This window comes from Mesobacillus sp. (assembly GCF_047739415.1).
In the GTDB taxonomy this organism is placed as follows: Bacteria; Bacillota; Bacilli; order Bacillales; family Cytobacillaceae; genus Mesobacillus.
In genome coordinates this window covers 1-24,482 of sequence record NZ_JBIQOE010000089.1, presented here as the reverse complement: position 1 = coordinate 24,482, position 24,482 = coordinate 1, and the positions used below count along the sequence as shown (strand labels likewise).

General features: G+C 40.8%; 17 protein-coding genes and 1 pseudogene. 15 read left to right on the top strand and 3 right to left on the bottom strand.

All coding sequences use genetic code 11. The annotated features are described in order from the left end of the window. Positions 1 to 260 precede the first annotated feature (260 nt). Positions 261 to 329, top strand: a pseudogene (locus ACH0QE_RS07375) (zinc finger domain-containing protein); the annotation flags it as partial. A 52-nt stretch (positions 330 to 381) separates the two neighbouring features. Here ACH0QE_RS07375 and istB read toward each other — a convergent pair. The 3 genes from istB to ACH0QE_RS07360 all read right to left on the bottom strand — a co-directional run bounded on the left by istB (position 382) and on the right by ACH0QE_RS07360 (position 4,648). After that, positions 382 to 1,146 carry an IS21-like element helper ATPase IstB gene (gene istB / locus ACH0QE_RS07370; protein ID WP_415800060.1) on the bottom strand — a complete coding sequence of 255 codons (765 nt, stop codon included), beginning with the start codon at positions 1,144 to 1,146 and terminating at the stop codon, positions 382 to 384. Then, positions 1,143 to 2,705 carry an IS21 family transposase gene (gene istA / locus ACH0QE_RS07365; RefSeq protein WP_415800059.1) on the bottom strand — a complete coding sequence of 521 codons (1,563 nt, stop codon included), beginning with the start codon at positions 2,703 to 2,705 and terminating at the stop codon, positions 1,143 to 1,145. The genes istB and istA overlap by 4 nt, the downstream gene beginning before the upstream one ends. 221 nt (positions 2,706 to 2,926) lie before the next feature. Then, positions 2,927 to 4,648 carry an ABC transporter ATP-binding protein gene (locus ACH0QE_RS07360; protein WP_415800058.1) on the bottom strand — a complete coding sequence of 574 codons (1,722 nt, stop codon included), beginning with the start codon at positions 4,646 to 4,648 and terminating at the stop codon, positions 2,927 to 2,929. Positions 4,649 to 4,799: 151 nt separating this feature from the next. Between ACH0QE_RS07360 and ACH0QE_RS07355 the strand changes: the two genes are divergently transcribed. The 14 genes from ACH0QE_RS07355 to katG all read left to right on the top strand — a co-directional run. Continuing rightward, positions 4,800 to 6,230: an ABC transporter permease gene (locus ACH0QE_RS07355; RefSeq protein ID WP_415800056.1), complete on the top strand. Its 1,431-nt coding sequence runs from the start codon at positions 4,800 to 4,802 to the stop codon at positions 6,228 to 6,230. A gap of 7 nt (positions 6,231 to 6,237) precedes the next feature. Beyond that, complete coding sequence (locus tag ACH0QE_RS07350; RefSeq protein ID WP_415800055.1) at positions 6,238 to 7,734, top strand: ABC transporter permease; 1,497 nt, start codon at positions 6,238 to 6,240, stop codon at positions 7,732 to 7,734. Positions 7,735 to 7,776: 42 nt separating this feature from the next. Then, the gene (locus tag ACH0QE_RS07345; protein ID WP_415800054.1) at positions 7,777 to 9,570 is read left to right on the top strand and encodes an ABC transporter substrate-binding protein; all 1,794 of its coding nucleotides are present in this window, start codon (positions 7,777 to 7,779) and stop codon (positions 9,568 to 9,570) included. A 274-nt stretch (positions 9,571 to 9,844) separates the two neighbouring features. Then, entirely contained in the window at positions 9,845 to 10,825 is a 981-nt protein-coding gene (locus ACH0QE_RS07340; RefSeq protein ID WP_415800053.1) for a tRNA dihydrouridine synthase, read from the top strand. 316 nt (positions 10,826 to 11,141) lie between these two features. Next, the gene (locus ACH0QE_RS07335; protein WP_415800052.1) at positions 11,142 to 12,251 is read left to right on the top strand and encodes a sugar ABC transporter substrate-binding protein; all 1,110 of its coding nucleotides are present in this window, start codon (positions 11,142 to 11,144) and stop codon (positions 12,249 to 12,251) included. 79 nt (positions 12,252 to 12,330) lie between these two features. Continuing rightward, positions 12,331 to 13,851, top strand: coding sequence for an ATP-binding cassette domain-containing protein (locus tag ACH0QE_RS07330; protein ID WP_415800051.1), 1,521 nt, complete (start codon positions 12,331 to 12,333; stop codon positions 13,849 to 13,851). Between the two features lie 12 nt (positions 13,852 to 13,863). Further along, positions 13,864 to 15,039, top strand: a complete 1,176-nt coding sequence (locus ACH0QE_RS07325; protein WP_415800050.1) for a sugar ABC transporter permease — start codon at positions 13,864 to 13,866, stop codon at positions 15,037 to 15,039. A gap of 151 nt (positions 15,040 to 15,190) precedes the next feature. Beyond that, positions 15,191 to 16,168: a sugar ABC transporter substrate-binding protein gene (locus ACH0QE_RS07320; protein WP_415800049.1), complete on the top strand. Its 978-nt coding sequence runs from the start codon at positions 15,191 to 15,193 to the stop codon at positions 16,166 to 16,168. Further along, the gene (locus tag ACH0QE_RS07315) at positions 16,161 to 17,600 is read left to right on the top strand and encodes a sensor histidine kinase (RefSeq protein ID WP_415800048.1); all 1,440 of its coding nucleotides are present in this window, start codon (positions 16,161 to 16,163) and stop codon (positions 17,598 to 17,600) included. Before ACH0QE_RS07320 ends, ACH0QE_RS07315 begins: the two co-directional genes overlap by 8 nt. Next, positions 17,593 to 19,131 (top strand): response regulator, encoded by a 1,539-nt coding sequence (locus ACH0QE_RS07310; RefSeq protein ID WP_415800047.1) that lies wholly within the window; start codon positions 17,593 to 17,595, stop codon positions 19,129 to 19,131. The genes ACH0QE_RS07315 and ACH0QE_RS07310 overlap by 8 nt, the downstream gene beginning before the upstream one ends. Positions 19,132 to 19,211: 80 nt before the next feature. Further along, positions 19,212 to 20,291 carry a D-xylose ABC transporter substrate-binding protein gene (gene xylF, locus ACH0QE_RS07305; RefSeq protein ID WP_415800046.1) on the top strand — a complete coding sequence of 360 codons (1,080 nt, stop codon included), beginning with the start codon at positions 19,212 to 19,214 and terminating at the stop codon, positions 20,289 to 20,291. Between the two features lie 46 nt (positions 20,292 to 20,337). Next, complete coding sequence (locus tag ACH0QE_RS07300; protein ID WP_415800045.1) at positions 20,338 to 21,357, top strand: Gfo/Idh/MocA family oxidoreductase; 1,020 nt, start codon at positions 20,338 to 20,340, stop codon at positions 21,355 to 21,357. A 455-nt stretch (positions 21,358 to 21,812) separates the two neighbouring features. Further along, the gene (locus ACH0QE_RS07295) at positions 21,813 to 22,142 is read left to right on the top strand and encodes a hypothetical protein (RefSeq protein WP_415800044.1); all 330 of its coding nucleotides are present in this window, start codon (positions 21,813 to 21,815) and stop codon (positions 22,140 to 22,142) included. A 196-nt stretch (positions 22,143 to 22,338) separates the two neighbouring features. Continuing rightward, positions 22,339 to 24,482, top strand: a 2,144-nt coding sequence (katG, locus tag ACH0QE_RS07290; RefSeq protein WP_415800042.1) for a catalase/peroxidase HPI, incomplete at its 3' end; no start/stop codon positions are given.

The following is a 24,482-nucleotide window of genomic DNA, read 5'->3' as shown; positions in this document are numbered from 1 at the left end:
AGAAATATATGTTAACCATTGTCATTCCAAATATGCCATCGATGCTATTGCATAGTTATGGAATGAACTTAAGAGAGACTTTTTTAGGTTCAGTTTTAGTCGTTATATCTTTAGGGCGCATTGAAATTGGCTAAATATCGGAACAAGCATTAGGGTGAAGCAGAGACGCAGCAATTTTGTTGAAAAAGCTGTGTTTTAGTAATTGATCCTAAGGGTATGTAAGGGTTTGACTCACCAGCACCTCATGATGCTCTCGTTGCAATGCGTCCATTATAAAAAGTGAAATCTCTTCACGGAAAACTTTCTTTTGCCCCAATTGCCAGCAATAAAAGACATTGAGTGCAAGTGTGAGCGTCAAGTTAAAATGAACAATTTCGCTGATTATTTTTGAACACTTTCTCCATCAAAAATCCTTTGTCTGTTCTTCATTCTATGACTATCGTCTGTGAAGCTTACAATCTCAGCCCGATGAATCAATCTGTCTAAAATAGCTGTTGCTACTCCTACATCTCCAAGCAATTCTGTCCATTCCTTTGGAGATCGGTTAGATGTTAGAATGATCGAGGAATGGTTATATAAATCGTTGACCAGCTGAAAGAAGAGGTTGGCTTCTCTTGGATCCATTGCTGCGTACATTAAGTCGTCAATGATAACTAAATGTGAATCCTTCATCCTTTTTATCCTGGTTTGCGATTTCCGCGTTATGTCCAGCGTTTTCAAGGTGTGAACCAGTTCCCCCATGGAAATAAATGAAACCTTATAGCCCTTTTGAATGGCCTCCAACCCTAGACCGACTGCTAAGTGAGTTTTACCGACACCTGGGGGTCCCAAGAGTATTACGTTGAAAAGCTGTTCAACCCATGTTAACTCCTTCAGTTGATTGAATTCCTTTCGGCTCAATGACTCTTGCTCTTCCAAATTAAACGTTTCTAAAGGAGTAATAGATGGAAAAGAGGCCAGCTTAAGCCTTTTTTCCATGTTCTTTTCATCTCGTTTTTCCCGTTCATGATTAACCAAAGTTTGAAGGAAGGAAAGGTAGCTGACTTCTTCCTTTTCGGCTTTGGCAAGTATGGCCGGAAGCTCTTTTGAAACCTCGGAAAGACGGAGGGATACTAGGGCATCCTGAAGCTGCTGGAGCTGTTTCATTTGACTCCCTCCATGATTTCGACATATTGGTCAAGTGGACGGTGTTTTGCTTCTGCGCTAAGTAATGGCAATGTCTCCACATCGGCAGATGTTGATTGGTATTCAGCGATAGCACTTGGACTGTTCATGTTCACTTGGCGTTGGCGTTTTAATAACTGGACTACATCTCGGAAATCATTAGCACTAAATAGATTCCTTTCCATACATAACACTAGGGAATCATCCAAAACGTCGACAGAACTCACATCTATACACTTTTTTATGATGCTTAGCTGGTCACGAAGATATCTAGGATATTTTCTTTGTAGCTCCTGAATATACATCTTTGCTCTCACAGGATCGGTGAAATGACTGCTTATAGATTCTTGTAATTCTGTAAGTCCCTTGGATCGATCCCGTTGATGGGAAGTATTACGGATCAACTGACCTTTATCTTGGCTGATTGAGTGAACTGCCAAAATCTCTCCAGTTTCTTTAACAAAAATGATTAATTTGTTTTCCTTACTAGGCTTTAACTGCACTTCGGGGTATTTATGGAAAGTGCCTAGTGGCACTGTATAACGGTTCGAATGAAACAACACTGTGTTGTCCTTCCTTACACTTCTTGTTATACTTGTTTTAATGTTTTGTTTTAAAAGGTTGACCTGTCTCATGTGTTGCTTTTCCAGGAGATACACATCGTCGGGTCTTCTTTTTGTTCCATTATGAACTTTTCCATTGCCTGTCCTATCCAACCAATGCTGGCATTGCTCGTTCCAGGAATCAATATTGTGATAAATTCTGTGTTGAACGAAGTTCTTCTTGACGAAGCCTACTACGTTTTCTACTCTTCCTTTACTTTCAGGGTCTGCCTTTCGGCATAAAACCACTTTAAACTCCACCTCGTTGACAAACTGCTGAAATTCCTCGGTAAGAAGAATATCTCCTTCATTTTCTGCTACAACTAGTAGCCGATCCTGGTCGTACACAATTTCTTTGGAAACTCCGCTGAAAGCAATAAACGCTTTTTTATGTGCCTCTACTACATCCTTAGTCGTAAATGGCCTATTTTGGAACCAAACATATTTAAACCTCGAGTGCGCTAACACAAATACGATGAACATAAGTTTGACTGGCTTACCAGCTTTGTTCCTTACTGTCACGAAACCGAAATCTGCTTGTATTTGTTCACCCATTGGTGGATCAGGAATGGCTTCGTATTCCCGTTTGTTAACCTCTTTAGGGATTGAGAACTCTGCCCGAATATCTTTTACATAATTCCTTACTGTACTTTCTCCCACTTTGAAAGTAGGAAACTTTTCTTTCAGCCAATCATATACTTGGGCTGCGGTCATGTCTGGATATTTCCTCAACCAATCCAATATCAACTCTTTATGTATATCTAATTTTTTCGTTCTAGCCATAGTAGATGCCGTCCAGTCTGCCATTTCATCAGGTGTCTTCTGTAGGTACTTATACACAGTGTTTCTTGATATCTTCATTTTCCTTGCAATAGCTGAAACGCTGTACTTCTGATTGATCAGTCCCCTAATCTCTATATACATTTCAAACTTATCCACCCTTCATTTCCTCCTGCCTATATCTAAGAAGCTAATAATCTATGATATAGTCAAGAGTCTTTGTAGTAAATAAGTGTTCATTTTTATTTAGCGGAAACTGTTCACTTTATTCTAGCAGTCACAGCAAGTGGGCAATTTTAGAAATGTATAAGCAATGTATAAGATAAAGGGCCTGCTCCTGCTGCACATTTTAATAAGTGCAGCAGGGACAGGCGCTGTTTTTAGACCAATACATAGTGCCCAGGTTTCACTTCCTGCAATGAGCTATGCTGCAAATCGAAATGAGCATTTTCTGGCATTTCTTGTTTTAGTTTGTTCTTCTCGACTGCAGGGTCAGGGACAGGAACAGCGGCTAGCAGCGATTTTGTGTATGAATGGAGCGGGTTGCTGTAAAGCTCTTCGCTTTCTGCAAGTTCAATGATTTTTCCGGCATTCATTACCGCCACTCGGTCACTGATGTGTTTGACCATGGATAGATCATGGGCGATAAATAAATAAGTCAGTCCGAGCTTTTTCTGCAGGTCTTTTAATAAGTCGACAATTTGAGCTTGTAAGGAAACATCCAATGCAGATAACGGCTCATCACAAACAATGAATTTCGGGTTGACCGCAAGCGCCCTGGCAATTCCAATACGCTGGCGCTGGCCTCCGGAAAATTCATGCGGGAAGCGGTCCGCATGGGTTCTTTCTAAGCCAACAAGTTCTAGTAACTCCTCAACCCGAGCTTTTCGTTCTGCTTTATTTTTCACCAATTTATGAATATCCAGGGAATGTCCGATAATATCCAGCACTTTCATGCGCGGGTTGAGTGAGGCATAGGGATCCTGGAAAATGATTTGGATTTCTTTACGCAGCTGCTTCAATTCTCCTTTATTTAAACGATTGATGGCCATACCCTTATAGAGGATTTCCCCATCGGTTGCGTCTTGCAAGCGCAGCAGCAGTCTTCCAGTCGTGGACTTTCCAGAGCCGGATTCCCCAACGAGCCCCAGCGTTTCGCCCGGCTGGATAGAAAAACTGATCGAATCGACCGCTTTAAGTGTTCTTCCCCCGCCCAAAGGATAGATTTGTTTTAATTTCCGAACCTCAATTAAGGGACGGTCCCTGTCAATGTCAATTGGCAGCTCTATATGACCCTTAGGCTGCTTCTTCTCATCTAACCGAGGTAAGGCATTCAAGAGTTTTTTCGTATAAGGGTGCTGAGGTGAGGAGAAGATGTTCTCTGTTGTATTACTTTCGACAACTTCGCCTTTTTTCATGACAACCACCCGGTCACACATTCCAGCAACGACACCTAAATCATGGGTGATTAAGATGATGGATGTTCCGAACTGAGTTTGTATTGTTTTCATTAGGCGTAAAATTTGCGCCTGAATCGTCACATCAAGGGCTGTCGTTGGTTCATCTGCAATCAAAAGTTTTGGGCGGCAGGCAAGTGCCATGGCAATCATAGCCCGTTGCCGCATGCCTCCTGAAAACTCATGCGGATATTGTTCGTACCGTTCCGCCGGGTCTTTAATTCCAACCAGCTTCAGCATTTCAATTGACTGTTGTTTAGCTTCTTTTGCTGAAAGCCCTTGGTGTTTGAGCAACACCTCATCGATTTGCTTTCCAACTTTGATAGATGGATTCAACGACGACATCGGATCCTGGAAAATCATACTGATTTCTTTCCCGCGGATTTTTTCCATTTCGCTGTTCGAAAAAGTAGAGATCTGTTTTCCATCAAATTCAATAGAGCCATCTGTCATTAATGCCGGGGGAGAAGGAAGGAGCTGCATGATTGACCTTGCAGTTACACTTTTCCCAGAACCGGATTCTCCTACTATGCCTACTGTTTCCCCTTTACCAACATCAAAGGAAACTCCTTTGGCCGCTTCAAAGACTTCGTGATTTGAAAGGAAAGATATATGCAAATTGTTGACTGTAAGTAATTTATCCATATTGATTATCCTCTTTTTTTTAGGTGATTTAAATGCCGGATTTTTAAGTTGACATCTAAATGTTTACTCCATATACTTTATACAGGTTTAAATGTACACTAAACTACTCGGAATAATCAACATTTAAGTTTGAGACTAAGGGGGTGAGTATTTGGTTTCAGAAAAGGACCATGAAAGTAAACCAACAGGGTTAAGCCTGGGAATATTTGATCTTTCTCTATTCAAACAGCCTTTATATAAGTTTTTGCTAATCCTACTCGGGCTTCCTGTTCATTTGGTTACCTGGATCTTTTATCAATATACATATAAAAAATCCTCCAATAAGCATCTGCTCCAAAAGGAGATAGAAGCGATACGACAGTCTGCTGAATACGGTAGGTTGGTTGAGCGCTACGAAGAACAATACAGAAGTAAAAAGCGCTATTTTAATGAACCAATCAATGAGGATGAAATGAGCCGTGAGTCCAGGAAGCTGGCAGGTCAACAAGCGGAGGAAATGGCTAAAGCGAATTTGGCAGGGGAAAACATCAGAGAAGCAAACTATCTGCAGTTTTTTGGAGAGTGTTTAAAAAATCCACTCTATCTCTTGGTTAGTTTCATACCGGGTATTCCAATGTATTTGTTCTTATGGATTTACTCCAGGATGTTTCTTCGATATATATTCGAACGGCTAGTGATGACGGTCTTCGTCATATTATCGGTAGCAACCTTCGTCTTTACGATTTTATATTTTTCACCATCTGACCCAGCTGCGAACATCCTGGGTGAAGCAGCTACAATCGAACAGCGGGAGGAATTTAATCGTCAATACGGTCTGGACCAATCATATCTAGTGCAGCTAACGGATGCATTAAAAGGAATTATCACCTTTGATTTAGGTGCTTCCTACACAGGTAATGAGAATGTATCGGCAAGTATTGCGAATAAATTTCCCATAACTTTGTTGATCGCTGTCCTATCTCTGCTGATGGCCATCGTCTTAGCGATCCCGATCGGTATTATTTCGGCTGCGAAACGTAATTCTGTCTGGGATTACAGCTTTATGTTTATCGCACTAATTGGTTTATCGATTCCTAACTTCTGGCAGGGGCTAGTGTTCATCCTGAACTTCTCGATTAAGTGGCATTTGTTACCGGCAACCTACTCACCAGGGGAATGGCTATCCATCATTATGCCTGTTATTGTTCTTGGAACAGGCTTGACGGCATCTATTGCCCGGATGACACGCTCATCCATTCTTGAAGTGATTAATGAAGATTACATCGTGACAGCGAAAGCAAAGGGACTTAAGCCTAGAAAAATTCTCATCCAGCACGCGCTGAAAAATGCCATGATACCTGTCATTACTGTGATCGGCTTGCAGTTTGGGGGGATGCTTGGCGGGGCTGCAGTCACTGAAAAGGTCTTCAATATTAGCGGACTTGGAAGCTATATAGTTGATAAACAATTTGTTCCGGACATTCCAGCTATTTTAGGTGGGGTGGTCTATATTGCGGTAACCATCTCTATTGTTAACCTTGTTGTTGATATTGTTTACGCATTATTAAATCCGAGAATCCGTTCTCAAATGAAAAGTTCTTAAGAGGTGAATGGAAATGACGACACAACAGGAGTTTGCACTGAAACAATCACAAGAATTTAAGAATGCTATATTTTCCCTGTGTCTTTCATTCACATTAACGGTGATTTTTTTCTTTAATGCCTATGATTTTGTAGAAGGAAATTGGAAATTGGGTTGGGTCATCATAACGGCTGCTTATTTTGTTTCATCGTTTTGGCAAGGTGCCTTGGCCATACTGATCAAGAGAGATTTATTGAACTTCGGGGCGATTCAAAAGCGTACAAGAATCTTGAGTGCTTTTCAATTATTGAGTTTGTTTGTCGGGAATATTTTCACCGCGGCATTTGGCTTTCGAATGTTAAAACAAAGAAGTTCGATTGAGTATACCCTTGCCTACTATATGTTCTTTACTCAATTCCTGATTTTTGCCATTTCACTGTTCAATTTATTTAAGCCGTATGTATCTAATAGTTTCGTGCCATCTATGGCATTAATGGCCTTGGCGATGGTGATTGAACTGGCTTTGGTGATTCTACTGGCTAAAGCGGATTTGAAAAAGAGTGCTAAGCCTATATATAAATGGCTGGGTATTGCCGTTTTTTTAATTGGTTTAACCGGAAACTTCTTTGGTTTAATTTTAGGCTATAGCTTAGTGATGAAGTCGGTAAGCAAAGATTCTTCCTCCATTGATAAATGGAATAAATTTTGGCTGAGTATGACCAATAACTTTACCGCTATGCTAGGATTTCTATTCGTATTTTTGATGTTTGCTATATCGGTAGCCAGCTACGGAACCTTTGTCGATACCTTTGCCACAGAGAACGACTATGGTTCCCTGCTGTTAGAACCAAGCCTGGCGCATCCCTTTGGAACCGATAATTTTGGCAGAGACGTCTTTTCCCGCATTGTTTTCGGTGCAAGGATATCCCTGATTGTGGGCTTGCTGACAACGCTGATCCCTATGGTCATTGGTGGGTTTTTTGGAGCTGTCTCTGGATACTATCAAAAATCAGTGGATAATATCATCATGCGCTTGCTTGATGTGTTATATGCTGTGCCAGGGATCCTGCTGGCCATTGCGATTATTGCAGCATTTGGTTCCAGTACATTCAACTTAATCATTGCGTTAAGCGTAGGTTCCATTCCGACCTATGCCAGGACCATGAGGGCAAATGTCTTGATGGTGTCAAATTTAGAATTTGTGGAAGCGGCCAAAGCTTTAGGAGAAAACGAATGGAAGATTATTGTTAAACAAATTGTTCCTAATGCTTTTACCCCAATGATTGTTAAAGCTACATTAACAATCGGCAGTGCTGTTATTGCCACAAGTTCCTTAAGTTTCTTAGGTTTGGGTGTCGAACCGCATATTCCGGAATGGGGAAATATTTTAAAAATCGGCAGTATGTATTTGGAGACCAATCCTTATTTAGCGATTTTTCCTGGAATAGCCATCATTCTTTTGGTGCTGTCCTTTAACTTCCTGGGAGATGGTTTACGGGATGCTTTGGATCCAAAGTTAGATTAGTAGATTTTGTTTTTCACATAAAAAAATGGAGGTTGATTTTAGATGAAGAAATTAGGTTTTCTGCTAGTAGCATTCATGCTCTTTTTAACAGGCTGTGTTCAGACTGAATCAGATGTGAAAGAGGGGGCGACATCGGATCCAAAAGGTGAAGCTCCAAAGATTGAAATTCTAGGGATGGCTACAAGTGAAGATGATATGAACATTTTACGTGACCAGTTGACGAAAAATGGATTTGACGTAAAGCTTAATATCCAGCCTGATTACGGCAGCTTCACTTCTCAAAAAGAAGCTGGGAACTACGATTTGGCAGTAAATAGCTGGACAACAGTAACAGGTAACCCTGATTATGCTGTTCGTTCATTATTCACCACTGACGGTGACAATAGCTTGTTTGCTGATGAAAAAGCAGATGAGTTAGTAGAAAAAGCTGCAACTCAGTTACCTGAGGAATATCAGGAGACATATAAAGAATTAGAACAACATGTTGTATTAGACAATGCCTATATTGTGCCGCTGTTCAATTCTTATAAAGCTCAAGCTGTGAACAAGCAAGTAGTGGACGAATCGACTGTCCGTTTACCAAAATCAAGAGCACAAGTTTGGGAACAATATGATTTCGTTGATCAATCTCAACGTGATAGCCAGCCGCTGATTGTTCATCAGTCTATTGGTTCTTTAACCTCTTTAGACCCAATCAAAGGGAATGACGGTTCAATCAATACGCTAAATACGAATATGTATGTACGTTTAGTAAACCTAACAGACGATGATCAGGTAGTATCGGATGGTTCACTTTCATTAAATCACGCTATCTCAGAAGGAAGTAAAGACTACTACTTCTTGCTGCGCGATGATATCCATTTCGCGGCTGTCAATGACAATCAGGCTGTAGATACGGGTGAAATTGTTGGTGCAGAAGATGTTGTATTCACTTTAAACCGTGCAAAGGACGCAAAATCGGTTCCGGATCACCGTACCTTCAGTCTTCATGAAAACATGGAGTCTATCTCAATCGTGAATGATTTGAGTGAGCTTGATGGAAAAACGGCTGATGGAAAAACGATTCGTGAAGAGCTAGAAAAGGAAATCGACCAAAAGATCACTCAGTTAGTGGATGATAAAACAAAAGTTAAAAACGATTCTGGTGTTTATCAGGTCGTGAAAGTAACGACTGTTAACCCATTCCCACAGGTATTGAACTACCTTGCGCACCAATCTGCTGGCATTGTTTCGCAAAAACAAGTGGAAAGCGTCAACACGTATGATGTTGAAAACTTCGATGTCAACAAGGATATTCCTTATGGTGATCAAAGAACCGTAACAGAAGGTGCCAGCTATGATAATCACCTGTACGCCAGCGGTCCATATATCTTAACTTATAAAAATGATTATGAAGCCCATTTTGTAAAAAACCCTGCTTACATGCCGGGAACTGAATATGAGCCAAATGTTTCTGAAATTGTTGTGAAGTTTATCCAGGATGCGGATAGTGCATTATCAGCACTTCGAAACGGTGAAATCCATATTCTTAACGGCGTGCCTGAAACCAAATACGATCTTGTGAAAAATGATGAAAAATTAGCGCTTCAGCAAAATGAGAGTAACGGGGTTTCATACCTTGCATTCAACATGGATGGCCGTGAAGTTTCCGAAAGTGCGGCATTGCGTAAATCCATCCTTTACTCGATCAACCAAGATGAATTCATTAGTTTTTACCAGGGAAATAAAATGAAGGCTGTTTCAACAGTAAGTCCTCTTGTTGACACTGGTCTCGAAGTAGTTGCAGACAATGCGAAAGCTAAAGAGTACCTAAATGAATACTTGAACAATAAATAATGAGAAAATCGATAAAGTGCCTGTCTCTTTGGATTGTTTCCAAAGAGGCAGGCATTTTATTTTTTAAAAGAAGTTGATGAATAGTAGTTATCTGGTGATTTATATGGCGGCGGGTATAAAGCTGCGGGATAATGGGAAGTTAAAATTACCATCACCATTCGTTTGATAAAAAGTGCTTTATCATGGTATAAGTGTAAATGGAGCAGAGCATTCTGCTTTTTAATTTTGGGTTCAGGGGTGGCCTGGTATCCATGATGAGAGGAATTGAACGATCATGAAAGAGAATTTTTGGCGTGATTTACCACGACCATTTTTTATATTGGCACCAATGGAAGAAGTGACGGATGTTGTTTTTCGCCATGTGGTGAGTGAAGCGGCAAGACCTGATGTGTTTTTTACTGAGTTTACAAACTCAGAGAGCTATTGTCACCCGGATGGGATCAAGAGTGTGCGCGGTCGTTTGACTTTTACAGAGGATGAACAGCCAATTGTCGCCCATATCTGGGGGGACAAGCCTGAAAACTTTCGGAAAATGAGCATTGGGATGGCGGAAATGGGCTTCAAAGGTCTGGATATCAATATGGGCTGTCCGGTCCCTAATGTGACGCAGAACGGGAAGGGAAGCGGCCTGATCCGTCGTCCGGATGTGGCGGCTGAACTAATCCAAGCGGCAAAAGCAGGCGGATTGCCCGTAAGTGTAAAGACAAGGCTTGGTTTTACGGAAGTAGACGAATGGAAGAGCTGGCTGAAACACATTCTCGAACAAGACATTGCTAATCTGTCCATTCATCTCCGTACAAGGGATGAAATGAGCAAAGTGCCTGCTCATTGGGAATTAATTCCGGAGATTAAGAAACTCCGTGACGAGGTGGCACCGGATACCCTTTTGACGATCAATGGAGATATTCCCGACCGTCAAACGGGCTTAGAGCTGGTTGAGCAATATGGTGTTGATGGAGTTATGATTGGCCGAGGCATTTTCCATAATCCATTTGCCTTTGAAAAGGAGAAGAAGGAACATAGCAGTGACGAATTGCTCGATCTTTTAAGATTGCATATGGATCTCCATGATCAATATTCACATTTAGAGCTGCGGCCGTTCACGGCTCTTCACCGCTTCTTCAAGATCTATGTTAAAGGATTCCACGGGGCGAGTGGATTAAGAAATCAACTGATGAACACAAAGTCAACAGATGAAGTGCGTGAATTGCTTGAACAGTTTGCGTCAAAGAATATTGAAGGAACATCAATATAAATAAGGCAGGACTTTATTGACGGAATCAGGTGAAACTGGTTCTGTCTTTTTTTGTGAAATTACCTACTCCCTTGTAGGTTGAATACAGTACTATGCGCCGAAGATATGACTTACAGCCAAAAAGTGACTCCAAGTCTTGTAATTCCGATACAAGACCGGAGTCATTTTTATTAAGAAACTACATCCTTATTCAGAAAAGATAAAAAAGTACAGAAGATAATAAAAGATTACTCTATGTTAACGCTTTCAAATTGAATGACCCGCTATATGATGGAATTGTAGTAAATTAAATCCATCTTTTAAGGGGGAAATATTAGTGAAAAAAGTTTGGAAATTATTTTCTGTTTTAATCGTAATGACAGTGTTGACTGGGATGCTGGCAGCATGCAGCGGGACAACTGGCGGAAGCAGTAAAGTGAGTGTAGGAATTGTTCTTCCAACGAAGGATGAGCCGAGATGGGTGCAAGATGAGCAGCGCTTTAAAGATGCATTAGCTGATTCTGATTACACGACGGAAATTTTATTCAGCCAGGGTTCTTCAGCCAAGGAAAAAGAAAACGTAGAAACATTGCTTAACAAAGGAATCGAAGTATTAATCATTGCTCCACACGATGGTGCAGCAGCTGGTTCTGCGGTTGAAGCAGCGAAAAAAGAAGGAGTAACCGTTATCTCCTATGACCGTTTAATTACGGAAACAGATGCAATCGATTATTATGTAACATTTGATAGTGTGGCAGTAGGTGCTGCTCAAGGTCAATATTTAATAGATAGTGCAGAAGGCAAAAACGTTCCGTTATACCTATATGCAGGTGCTTCTTCTGATAACAACGCATTCTTATTCTTCGAAGGTGCCTGGAAAGTTCTTCAGCCGAAGATTGCAGATGGTACTTTTGTAATCGCTAACTCTAGTGAAGCAGAGGCATTAAAAGATAAGCAAGATCTTACTCGTGATGAATTAGGAAAAATTCTAGGTCAGGTTACAACAAACTGGGATCCAAACGAAGCGAAAAACAAAGCGCAAACACACTTAACAGCAGCAGGTGCTAACTTAAAAGGTGATGTAGCGATTTTAGCTCCAAACGATGGAACTGCTCGTTCTATTGCAGATGTTTTCGGAACTGACTCTGATATTTCTAGTTTCACTGTAACAGGTCAAGATGCTGAGAAGGCTTCTATTCAATACATCATTGACGGTAAGCAATCTATGACGGTATTTAAAGATGTAAGAACACTAGTTGCAGACGCAATGGGTATGGCGATCGACATTTTAGATGGTAAAAAACCTTCTACAACTGGAACTTACGACAATGGAAAAGTTGATGTGAAAGCAAAACAAACAGATGTAATTGTTGTAGACGAAGAGAACGTAAAGAAAGAACTAATTGATTCAGAATACTACGAAGCTAGTGAGTTTACTGGACTATAAAATGAAAGCGGCGTGTTAGTAATCCATTTGGATTACTATCACGCAATCATTATAGCTGTTTTGTTTGGAGGGAATCAGGATGAGCGAATATATTCTAGAGATGAAGCAGATTTCAAAGGAGTTTACAGGAGTTAAGGCGCTCGACAATGTCAATTTTAAAGTAAAGAAGGGTGAAATTCACTGCTTAGTTGGAGAAAACGGGGCTGGAAAGTCGACTCTGATGAAAGTGCTTAGTGGAGTTTATCCTTATGGAACTTATGAAGGAGACATTGTTTACGAAGGTAAGGTACAACAATTTAATAAGATAAACGATAGTGTAAATGCAGGTATCGTTATCATTTACCAGGAGTTAGCTTTGTTTCCTGATCTCACAGTCTATGAAAATATATTTGCTGGCAATGAAATCAAGCAAGGAGCTTTAATTGACTGGAACGAGACGATTGTTAAAGCAAAAAAACTGCTAGAAAAAGTAAACCTCGATATAAACCCGGAGACGCTTGTGAAAGACTTAGGGGTAGGGAAACGCCAGTTAATTGAAATTGCCAAAGCGTTAAGTAAAGACGTAAAGCTTCTCATTCTCGATGAACCGACTGCAGCTTTAAATGAGGACGACAGTGAAAATTTATTAAACTTACTTGATGATCTCAGAAAACAAGGAATTACCTGTATTATGATTTCTCATAAATTGAAGGAAGTTATTTCGATAGCAGATAGTGCGACTGTTATTCGGGATGGACAAACGATCAGGACACTAGGTGCCTCCAAAGGTGAAATAACAGAAAATACGATTATTAAAAATATGGTTGGACGCGAAATTCAAGATATTTATCCAAAACGCGCTAAGAAATCATATAAAGAAAAGGTACTGGAGTTAAAGAATTGGTCTGCTTACGACCAAAAGCTTGGCAGACATGTTGTGAAAAATGCAAACCTACACGTTAAAAAAGGTGAAATTATTGGTTTGGCAGGCTTAATGGGCTCTGGCCGAACGGAACTTGCCCTTAGTGTCTTTGGTAACGCGAAAGCTTATAAGCTGCAAGGTGACTTGCTGTTGGATGGAATACCAAAAGCATTGAAACATACTAGTGATGCAATTAAAGCGGGAATCGCGTATGTTACTGAGGATCGTAAGGGGGATGGGTTGTTTTTACTGCAAGATATTAAAAGCAATATTTCTGCCGCTAATTTACATGGCATTGCTGCCAATGGAGTAATCAACGACAACGAAGAGATTAAAGTAGCAGATGGTTATAAAACTTCATTACACATCAAAGCTGCCTCTTTAGAACAGCTCGTTGGCAAATTAAGCGGTGGCAACCAGCAAAAAGTTTCGCTAGGTAAGTGGCTGTTTGTTGGCCCTAAACTCCTAATATTAGATGAACCTACTCGTGGTATTGATGTGGGTGCAAAGTTTGAGATTTATTCGGTGATGAACAAGCTGATCGAAGAGGGATTGAGTATTATAATGATTTCTTCTGAGCTTGGTGAAGTGTTGGGAATGAGTGACAGAGTTTATGTCATGGCCGAAGGAGAAATCAAAGGCGAATTGCCAATAGAAGAAGCCGACCAAGAAAAAATAATGCAACTTGCAACACAATAGGAGGCTAAACCAATGACTTTAATAAATGACGTGAAAACGTTAATTAGTAAAAATATTCGTGATTACGGGATGTACATTGCCTTATTTGTCATCTTTCTCATCTTCACAGTTTTAACAGATGGCTTATTTATTTCTTCTCGTAATATTAGTAACTTGCTAGATTCTGCTGGTTATATTGCGGTTCTTGCAGTCGGGGTAATGCTGGTCATTGTCATCCGGCATATTGACTTATCGATCGGTTTTTTAGCAGGCTTCCTCGGAGCAATTGCGGCAATTCTTCTAATGCAGAATGGTTTACCTGTTTACGTTGTTATTCCTGTCATTTTGATCCTTGGAACGATTGCCGGTTTGTTTACGGGTTTTCTTGTTGCAAAAGTAGGAATTCCTGCCTTTGTAGCAACACTGGCGGGCTGGTTAATTTATCGCGGTGCGATTCTGCAAGTAACAGAAAAGTCTGGAACAATTATCGTTCAAAATGATGCTTTTAATGCAATTGGAAATGGATATATTCCATCTATAATGCAAATTAGTGGATTACATTTACTCTCTTTATTAATTGGTGTACTTGGAATATTATTTTACAATCTTAGTGCAATATCTAATCGTCGAAATAAAATTAAGTATAATTTTGAAGTGGTCTCAAAGCAGATTTTTATTATACAACTTGTGTTCGTTTCGGCTATCATCGCTGCAATCACTTGGATCTTAGCTGGCTATAATGGTTTCTCCTGGACAGTCATTATTATTTTATTAGTAGTCATTGTCTATCATTTCTTAACAACGAAGACGGTACTGGGAAGACACATTTATGCAGTCGGAAGTAATCCAGAAGCTGCACATTTAAGCGGGATTAACGTTAACAAGATTACGTTTATTGTATTCGGTTCAATGGGTTTGCTGTCTGCTTTATCAGGTATTCTATTTACCTCTCGCCTTCAGGCAGCAACTACGACTGCTGGTACATTATTTGAGCTCGATGCCATCGCAGCAGCATACGTTGGCGGTGTATCTGCGGCCGGTGGGGTAGGTAAAGTAACAGGGGCCATCATCGGGGCGATCGTAATGGCGTCCTTAACGAGCGGGATGAACTTGCTCGGTGTAGGGATTTCCTATCAATATATGATTAAAGGTGGCGTTTTAGCCTTAGCTGTAATCTTCGATGTTATGACAAGAAGAAAAGGAAACTAACTGCCTCTTTTAGCGGGCTTTCACCAAGACTTTTGGGGAAGCCTTTTTTGCATAATTGCTTTTATTTATAATGCAGTATAGTAGCCAGGCTGATAGAATCAAGTTAAATAACATCCAAACGGTTAAGAAAGAAAAAGGGGAGAAAGCGAATATGAAAAAGTATATGTATACCATATTGGGCCTTGTATTTGTCTCCCTTTGTTATCTCATTTTCGTATCAGCCAACATTGTTTTTAGTAATGACATAGCTTTACCTAAAGCAAAAAAGCAAACAGACTCACGCTATCGCTTAGTTCTCATCACGAGAGACATGGACACTACGTTTTGGAATAAGGTTGGTACGGGAGCATCGAGGCAGGCGTTGAAAGAAGGAGCCAGCCTTGAAATTTGGGGAAGCTATAGCAATAATTCAGAACAATTTTTAAAAAAGTTAGAACTCGCTATCCATTCAAAAGTGGATGGAATCATCATACAAGGACTTGATACAGACGAGTTTAAAGAACTCACAAAAGTAAAGGCTGCCTTTAATGGAATTCCGATTATCACGGTAGCAAATGATGTGCCAATGAAGGAAAGTTTAAGAAGAACATATGTTGGTTCCGATCAGTTTCGTGCTGGAGGTTTAATAGCACGGCAGTTGTTGAATGATATGGGAACTGAAGGGAATGTTGTGCTTCTTTCTGACGAGCAGAAAGAGTATTACCAGAATGAGAGATTAAAGGGCATCTATGCCACTTTGAAAGTGTATCCAAATATTAAGATACAATATGCGGAAACAGCAGAGTCAAAAGATCAAGTCATCACCACAATGAGAGACCAGTTAAATCACATGCCAGATGTGGATGCATTTATCGCGGTAAACGCGAATATGATTGGTCCTATGGTACAGGAAATAGGGAAGCGTTCCCAGGTTGAACCTTATTTCATATATACCTTTGATGATGGACCAGAATCATTACCTCTTTTTGAAGAAGGCAAAATTGACGGAGTCGTCGAGCAAGACCCAGAAACAATGGGTGAAGTCAGTGTGCAACAAATTGTTAAATGGCTGAACGGGGAAACGGTTCCGCTTGATATTAATGGTTACTTCACAAAGATACGCATATTGAAGGACAACAGAAATGAATAGTATTAGAAGGAAAATATTAACATTCACAACTATAATCATTGTCATTATGTCCACCATTTGGATTGCTCTGACATTCTACAACTATAAAACACAAGTAAAATATAATGACATCTTAAACCGATACTTAATCTTCAGTGATGTTTCAAGGTCCAGTAATCAAGTAATTACAGATTTGAATAACTATATGAACCAATCGACACCAGAAAACTTTCAGAAATTAGAGAGCAGCAAAAAGGTGCTGGAATCTGCTAGATATGAAGTATTTAAGGTGAGAAATGAAGTGAATGATTTTACCCTGACAAATTACATTCACTTAATGGGCAGTTTAGTTGAAACAACAGACAGATTAATGGGACTTGAACGAGATTCCGAGGCGGCGGTAAAAGACCTTGCAGAAACTGCACGTATTGGTAACTATATTTCCGATATGACGCTCACCTTAATCGATATGGAGCTAAAAACACATGAGCCATTCTATCGTGGCATTATGGAGCAATCGATTGAATTAGTGAAACTTGCCATATGGATGATTTTATTAACATCCTTATTGCTATTATTGGCTACATATTGGTTTTCCTTAAGCATCACAAGGCCAGTCCAACAATTAACAAAGGCTGCAAGTGAATTGGCGAAAGGGAAATTCGATAATGAAATAACAGTCAAATCGAATGATGAAATTGCCTTTCTTGCTAAAACATTTGATCATATGCGAACGAACATAAATAATTTAATTCAGCAAATAAAGGAAAAAGCAAAGCTGGAACACGAGCTGCAGCAGAATAAAATTTTACTGCAGGAAAGTCATTTCCGCAGTCTGCAAAGCCAAATGAATCCGCATTTCTTGTTTAATACACTAAATACGCTATCGAAAAAAGCGTATCTGGAAGGGTCTGAGGAAATTAGTGATTTGCTCGTCAGCGTCGCAGACCTTTTACGTTACAATTTAAAGCAAATTGACCGGTCCGTAACATTAAGAGATGAATTGATTGTTGTCAAACAATATATGCAGATTCAACAGGCACGCTTTACGGATAGACTTCAACTGAAATTAGATATTGATGACTCATGCTTAGATGTTGCTATTCCTGCACTCACCCTGCAGCCGATTATTGAAAATGCTGTCATTCATGCAATAGAGCCCAATATTAACGGGGGTCTCATCACAATTCAAGTGAAGGACCTGAATGAATATGTGCTAGTTCAAATTGAAGATGACGGAATAGGCATGTCTGAGGAGATCATCACGCAAATTTTAACGGAACGTCAAGTGCAAACAGCAGGACATTCAACAGGAATAGGTTTCAGTAATGTTGTAAAACGTCTGCGCCTTTTTTATGAGAGGGATGACGTCATTCATATTGAAAGCTCATTGGGCTGCGGCACGGCCGTTCTATTAAAAATTCCGAAACAAAGAGGCGAGATACATGATTAAACTTTTAATTGTGGATGACGAACAAATAGAACGGGAAGGGATGGAAGCTATTTTAAATAGAGCATTCCCGGACCTGATTGTTGAACAAGCCAATAATGGGAATAGAGCGGTAGAATTAGCAGCAAGCTTTAAGCCGGATTTGGTGTTAATGGATATCCAAATGCCTGGCATGAACGGCCTGGAAGCCGTAGAGCAGATTCTTGCTGAATTTCCTCATATTAAATTCATCATGGTAACAGCATTTGATACGTTTAATTATGTGCAGTCAGCCTTAAAGCTTGGAGCAAAAGATTATATCTTAAAGCCCAGTAAGGCGAGTGAAATTAGAGCAACGGTTGGAAAGGTATTGAATGAAATAGAAAACGAGAGGGAGTTACAAGCAGAAAGCAGCTTGCAACGAGAAATGCTTCAAAGGACATTAGCTCTAGTTGAAACAGATGTTGTAACGCAGCTGCTATTTGATCATGTGCATGAAGTTCACTTAAATATGCTAATGGAGATGCTCGATATTCAATCAACAGGTCAGGTATTCGTCATGAATGTGATTGTACCAGATGGAATGGAACATCTTTACTCTCGGATTAAAGAAAAAGTCAGGAAAACGAGAAGCGGATGGATGGGTGCTCTTTACGATGGACAGCTGCCGATCATTATCTTCAGAGACGGCCAATCTTACCGATCACAAGCGACTTCACTAGCAAGAGATATTCTATTAGCAGTAAACAAGGAGCAGAAAGCTGGTTGGTTCATTGGAATAGGTAATGATTGCAACTCATTAGAGGAAATTCGTCAATCCTATCAGGAGGCAATCATTGCTTCGAGCAATAAGGCCCTTCCGGTAAAATATCGGTTTTATCAAGATATACCTGTTTTGAATGAAACAGGCAGTTGGCAACAAGCAAAGTATTTAAAAAAAGATCTTTCCGACCAGGTACGCCTTGGGCAGTGGGACCAAATTAAATCGAACATTAGTCATCTTATCCAAGCCTACGAGATGGAAGGCATAGAAATCCAGCAAGCACAGCAATTCGTATTAGAAGCACTATGGTCAATCTGGTCGATTGTAAGCGATTTGGGGATTGAGACAGCAACCCCAATTTACCATTATCAAGCGCCGAATTACCGTCAATTACGTTCTGAAACTGCCAACCTTCTGATGGATATAAAAGAGTCTTATGATAGACATTACGCTAGTTTGGAAGCGGATACAATTTATCAGATTAAACAATATATCATGGAAAATTCCCAACAGAATATTTCATTAGAAACGCTTAGTAATAAAGTAGGTTTAAGTCCCATTTATATCAGTAAAATGTTTAAAGAAAAATTAGGGATTAATTACATTGACTTTTTAACTGAGTGCCGTATTGAGAAGGCAAAGAAAATGTTAGCAGAACCGGAGAAGAGTATTAAGGAAATAACAATTGAAGTTGGCTATCACGAACCTAATTATTTCAGCAAAGTATTTAAAAAGATGTGCAATGTAACGCCAAGAGAATATCGTAAAACACTGCTTGGAATAAAAGAATAGTCTCTTTCCTATAAAAAAAGCAATCTATTAGAATAATGCAGAAGTTAAACATAAGTTCCGCAGGGAAGGGAGGAGAAACGATGGTAAAAAAATTAAGGAAAGTTGGTTTATTGAATCTTATCTTCCTTCTAATGTTATTGGCGTCATGCGAAGAAGCGGTGTCTCCAATACAGATAGAGAATAAAAAACCAGAGAATGAAAGAGTTACTGATCTTGAAGACAAGCTTAAAATAGGATTCTCGATGGACACGTTAGAAGAGGAGCGATGGCCAAGAGATAGAGACTTATTTAAAGAAGCGGTAGAGTCATTAGGGGCGGAAGTCGTGATACGTGAAGCTAAGGGTGACGATACCTTGCAAATTGTACAGGCAGAAACGTTAATCAGCGAGGGTGTGGACTTACTTGTGATCGTTCCGCATAACGCGGAGGCTGTAGCAACCATCGTCAACAAAGCCCACTCTGCGGGCATTAAAGTTATATCTTATGACCGTTTAGTGAAAAATTCTTCTGTTGATTTATACCTCTCTTTTGACAATGAGTTAGTTGGAGAACTTCAAGCTCAGGCGATAACAAAGGTAGTCCCAAAAGGGAAGTATGTATATATCGGCGGGGCGAATACAGACAACAATGCACATTTATTTAAAAAAGGAGTTTTTAATGTCCTCCAGCCGTTCATAGATAGGGGGGACATACAGATTGTGTATGATCAGTGGACTGAAAATTGGACTCCTGAAAATGCTCGTGCCAATATGGAAGCTGCCTTAGAAATAAATAATAACGAAATAGATGCGGTTATTGCTGCAAACGATGCGACAGCAGGTGGAGTTATAAAAGCACTTGAAGCGCAAGGGCTTGCGGGGGAAATTCCAGTTGCCGGACAAGATGCAGACTTAGCAGCAGCACAGCGTATTGTGCAAGGGACTCAGACAATGACCATCTACAAACCTATTAAAACATTAGCATACGAAGCAGCAAGAGCAGCTATCAAAATGGCAGAAGGAGAAACCGTTACATCGAACAGAAAAATAAACAACGGAAAATTAGAAATACCATCCCTCCTCCTTGCACCCATTGCTGTAGATAAGAGCAATATAGATGCGACCATTATTGCTGATGGGTTTCATCAGCGTGATGAGGTATATGGAAAGACAGGAAAATGATAATCATTTTTTAGCAATTGAAAAAGAAATTAGTGGAGGTTATTTCATGATTAAAACAATAATTGTCGGATTTGGTTTTGCCGCAAAGGTGTTCCACCTACCGCATCTAGTCCATTCTGATAAATATGAAGTGGTCGGAATTATTTCAAGATCAGGATCATCCAAAGAACAAAATGATGTAAGCAATGTACCGGTGTATGCAACGGTAGAAGAGGCACTTTCAAAAAGTGAGGCCACGTTGTATATCATTACCACGCCATCTGACATGCACTATGACATGCTGAAACAATGTATTCTTGCAGGAAAAGATGTGCTTGTCGAAAAGCCGGCGTTTTTAACAGTTGAAGAAGGAAGAGAACTCATTCAGCTAACCCAAAATAGCGAGTCCGTGGTATCTGTGCACCAAAACCGCCGCTGGGACGGAGACTTCTTAACCATACAAAAACTCCTAAAAGAAGAAATGCTAGGAGACTGGAAAGTCCTTGAATCGCGGTTTGATCGATTCAGGCCCTTTGTTCGTAATCGCTGGAGAGAACTACCAGGGATTGGCTCGGGCATCCTATACGATTTAGGTTCCCACTTAATTGATCAAGCGCTTGTTTTATTCGGTGAACCAGGTGCATTATATGCTGAAGTAGTGACTCAACGGGAGAACGGCCAAACGGATGATGGCTTTCTAATCGTGCTGCACTATGGGCAAAAACGAGTATATTTACGCTCAAGTTCATTTATTAATTCAGCTTATCCTCGTTTTGAACTGCATGGGTCTAAAGGCAGTTTCGTAAAATACGGCCTCGACAAGCAAGAGCCTCAATTGGCAGATGGTACTTTCTATCAAGGAAAAGAAAGAGAAGTGGGTACTCTCTATAGAGAAGAAACGAAAGAGGTCACGATAGAATCTGGAGGATACGACCATTTCTTTTCATTACTTGCAGATAGCATATCGCGACGGGAGCCGGTCGTATCATTGGAAGAAGCACTAAGGGTGACTAAGTTTATCGAACTGGCCCGTACATCTTCAGAAGAAGGAAGATTAATCAAAAAAGAAGAATGGTTGATTGGTTGAATATAGTTAATTGCTGAACTGGTGAGGTAGCTGAGTTAAAACATTTACAGCGCTAAGCATCTCTAGACATATGTGGTGTAAAGTGCCACTCAAAATAAGGCAACTAGCCTATCGGGGGCGTTGCCTTATTTGCGTTTTATTTTTTCTGGGATTTTTTCGGTAACAAAAATGGCGTTCACATAATTGTTAATAAGTTTTAAAATTCCCTAAATCAACATAATACGATGTGTGGTATTATTTTTTTGAAAGGTGAACGATCCTTCTTTAACCTTCTCGTAACATCCCCATAAATGATGTATCTTTTCTAATTGAATCCGTAGATCCACTTGAAACCATCTTATACTCTCTCAATTTCTATAAAAATCCACTAAATACTGAAAGGAGTGGTAAGCCATGTAAAACTACTTATCAGCTTTTCTAATATTTCTTATTTATATTTGAAGGAGGAATATTAAATGGGTCACGATATTTATGGGTTAAATAAAGCAAGGGAAGAAATTGCTTATGCTCGCTTTAGCATGGGGAATCATAATGCCCTCCTGCTGTACCGTTTACTTGATGCATATCAGTTCTATGCTGGAGTCAGCGGATCAGGTAAAAGCTCGATTTTTTCGTTACAACAAGTTGAGAAGGCAATGCGTGGCTATAAAAAATTCTTCAAAACTGGTGATTCACCTTCGGAAAGTGATTGTACATCCTGGGATCAAAAACAAATTTTCAATTTTATCGAAAACTGTTTGGCAACAGCATACAAAGAAAAAAGTGTAGAAGTGTATTTTGGCTAGTATTTTACAATATTTTTGAGAAGCTAAAATGCTATCTTTCATCTAAACCTAATCTGCTCTCAAATCCTCAAATTTCATCCTCAGCTGCTTCTATTCATAAAAGATTCCAATTATAGATACTAAATCCCTTGTCTCTTTCATAGTTATTAATGATGTAAGTTTCATTCATTTTTAGTTTAATGAAAGGGGAAAGAAAATGGACAAGGATACTGCAAAGGTTGGAAAATGCCCGGTGATGCACGGGGGTGCTACTAGTCATAAAAGTAGTGGGACGTCGAATAGAGACTGGTGGCCAAACCAGTTACAATTGAATATTCTCCATCAGCATGATCGAAAATCCAACCCTATGGGAGAAGATTTTAATTATAATGAAGAATTTAAAAAGCTGGACTATGACGCTCTAAAGCAGGACTTGCATGATCTTATGACAACAAGTCAGGACTGGTGGCCGGCTGACTATGGACATTATGGGCCATTGTTCATCCGGATGGCCTGGCACTCAGCAGGCACCTATCGTATTGGTGATGGCCGTGGCGGCGGCGGAACTGGTTCGCAGCGTTTCGCACCGCTTAACAGCTGGCCTGACAACGGAAACCTTGATAAAGCGCGCAGACTGCTATGGCCGCTTAAGCAAAAGTATGGCAACAAGATTTCCTGGGCTGACTTGATGTTGCTGGCGGGCAATGTGGCCATTGAGTCGATGGGTGGCAAGACGGTAGGATTTGGCGCAGGGCGTCCGGATATTTGGCATCCGGAAGAAGACACTTACTGGGGTGTTGAATCTGAATGGCTTGGCGATAAACGTTACACAGGCGATCGCGAGCTGGAGAATCCGCTTGCTGCGGTACAAATGGGTCTTATTTATGTGAATCCGGAAGGCCCGAATGGCAAGCCGGATCCACTTGCAGCGGCTCATGACATTCGCGAAACTTTTGCGAGGATGGGCATGAATGATGAAGAAACAGTAGCCCTGATCGCCGGCGGCCATACTTTTGGAAAAGCCCACGGTGCAGGGGACGCAGCTAAAGTTGGTTCAGAACCCGAAGCTGCTCCTATCGAAGAAATGGGCCTAGGCTGGAAAAATGCGTATGGCAGCGGCAAGGGACGTGATACGATTACGAGCGGCCTGGAAGGAGCCTGGACGGCAAATCCGACACAGTGGGATAATGGTTACTTTGATTTATTATTTGGATACGAATGGTGGCTGACGAAGAGTCCCGCAGGTGCCTATCAATGGCTGGCTGTAGATCCTGCTGAGAAGGATCTTGCACCGGATGCGGAAGACCCTTCTGTAAAAGTTCCAACCATGATGCTCACGACCGATATTGCATTGCGACATGATCCGGAATACGAAAAAATCTCGCGCCGATTCCATCAGAATCCAGAAGAATTTGCGGATGCATTTGCACGCGCATGGTTCAAATTATTGCATCGTGATATGGGCCCTAAATCAAGGTATATCGGTCCGGAAGTTCCGGAAGATGATTTTGTCTGGCAGGACCCTGTTCCAGCGGTTGATTATGAATTGACGGATGAAGAAGTAGAAAAGATCAAAGTTATGATCCTGGAATCCGGGCTTACCATCGGCGAGTTAGTTACAACTGCCTGGGCTTCAGCAAGTACCTTCCGTGGCTCGGACTTCCGTGGAGGAGCGAATGGTGCCCGCATCCGTCTGGCACCGCAAAAGGATTGGGAAGTGAATCAGCCGGAGCAGCTGTCTAAGGTGCTCAATGTACTGGAGGACATTCAAAGTCATCTGGATAAGGAAGTTAGTCTTGCTGACCTAATTGTCCTTGGTGGAAGCGCTGCAGTTGAGAAAGCCGCGAGAAATGCAGATTTTGATGTAACCGTTCCTTTTGCTCCTGGACGTGGGGATGCAACGGAAGAGCAAACAGATGTTGAAGGCTTTGCGGTGCTGGAGCCATATTCCGATGGATTCCGCAACTATCAGAAGAAACAGTATGGTGTGAGTCCGGAAGAGCTTTTGCTGGACAAGGCGCAGCTATTAAACCTTAGTGCACCGGAAATGACGGCACTGATTGGCGGGATGCGTGTCCTCGGTACGAACCATGGCGGCACAAAACACGGGGTATTCACTGATCGCGTCGGTACGCTGACAAATGATTTCTTCGCGAACTTGCTCGATATGGGAGTGGAATGGAAGCCAGTAGACGGTGTTGTATATGAAGGCCGTGACCGTAAGACAGGTAACGTTGTCCGTACAGCTACCAGAGTCGACCTCGTTTTCGGTTCTAACTCACAGCTGCGTGCGATTGCCGAAGTGTATGCGCAAGACGATAACAAAGAGAAGTTTGTGAGAGACTTCATTGCTGCATGGGT

What these genes read in the sequence shown, in the direction of transcription:
- istB (WP_415800060.1), bottom strand. Translation starts at nt 1,146, where the DNA reads ATGAAACAGCTCCAGCAGCTTCAGGATGCCCTAGTATCCCTCCGTCTT.
- ACH0QE_RS07360 (WP_415800058.1), bottom strand. Translation starts at nt 4,648, where the DNA reads ATGGATAAATTACTTACAGTCAACAATTTGCATATATCTTTCCTTTCA.
- ACH0QE_RS07350 (WP_415800055.1), top strand. Translation starts at nt 6,238, where the DNA reads ATGGAAATGACGACACAACAGGAGTTTGCACTGAAACAATCACAAGAA.
- ACH0QE_RS07345 (WP_415800054.1), top strand. Translation starts at nt 7,777, where the DNA reads ATGAAGAAATTAGGTTTTCTGCTAGTAGCATTCATGCTCTTTTTAACA.
- ACH0QE_RS07340 (WP_415800053.1), top strand. Translation starts at nt 9,845, where the DNA reads ATGAAAGAGAATTTTTGGCGTGATTTACCACGACCATTTTTTATATTG.
- ACH0QE_RS07330 (WP_415800051.1), top strand. Translation starts at nt 12,331, where the DNA reads ATGAGCGAATATATTCTAGAGATGAAGCAGATTTCAAAGGAGTTTACA.
- ACH0QE_RS07325 (WP_415800050.1), top strand. Translation starts at nt 13,864, where the DNA reads ATGACTTTAATAAATGACGTGAAAACGTTAATTAGTAAAAATATTCGT.
- ACH0QE_RS07320 (WP_415800049.1), top strand. Translation starts at nt 15,191, where the DNA reads ATGAAAAAGTATATGTATACCATATTGGGCCTTGTATTTGTCTCCCTT.
- ACH0QE_RS07315 (WP_415800048.1), top strand. Translation starts at nt 16,161, where the DNA reads ATGAATAGTATTAGAAGGAAAATATTAACATTCACAACTATAATCATT.
- ACH0QE_RS07310 (WP_415800047.1), top strand. Translation starts at nt 17,593, where the DNA reads ATGATTAAACTTTTAATTGTGGATGACGAACAAATAGAACGGGAAGGG.
- xylF (WP_415800046.1), top strand. Translation starts at nt 19,212, where the DNA reads ATGGTAAAAAAATTAAGGAAAGTTGGTTTATTGAATCTTATCTTCCTT.
- ACH0QE_RS07300 (WP_415800045.1), top strand. Translation starts at nt 20,338, where the DNA reads ATGATTAAAACAATAATTGTCGGATTTGGTTTTGCCGCAAAGGTGTTC.
- ACH0QE_RS07295 (WP_415800044.1), top strand. Translation starts at nt 21,813, where the DNA reads ATGGGTCACGATATTTATGGGTTAAATAAAGCAAGGGAAGAAATTGCT.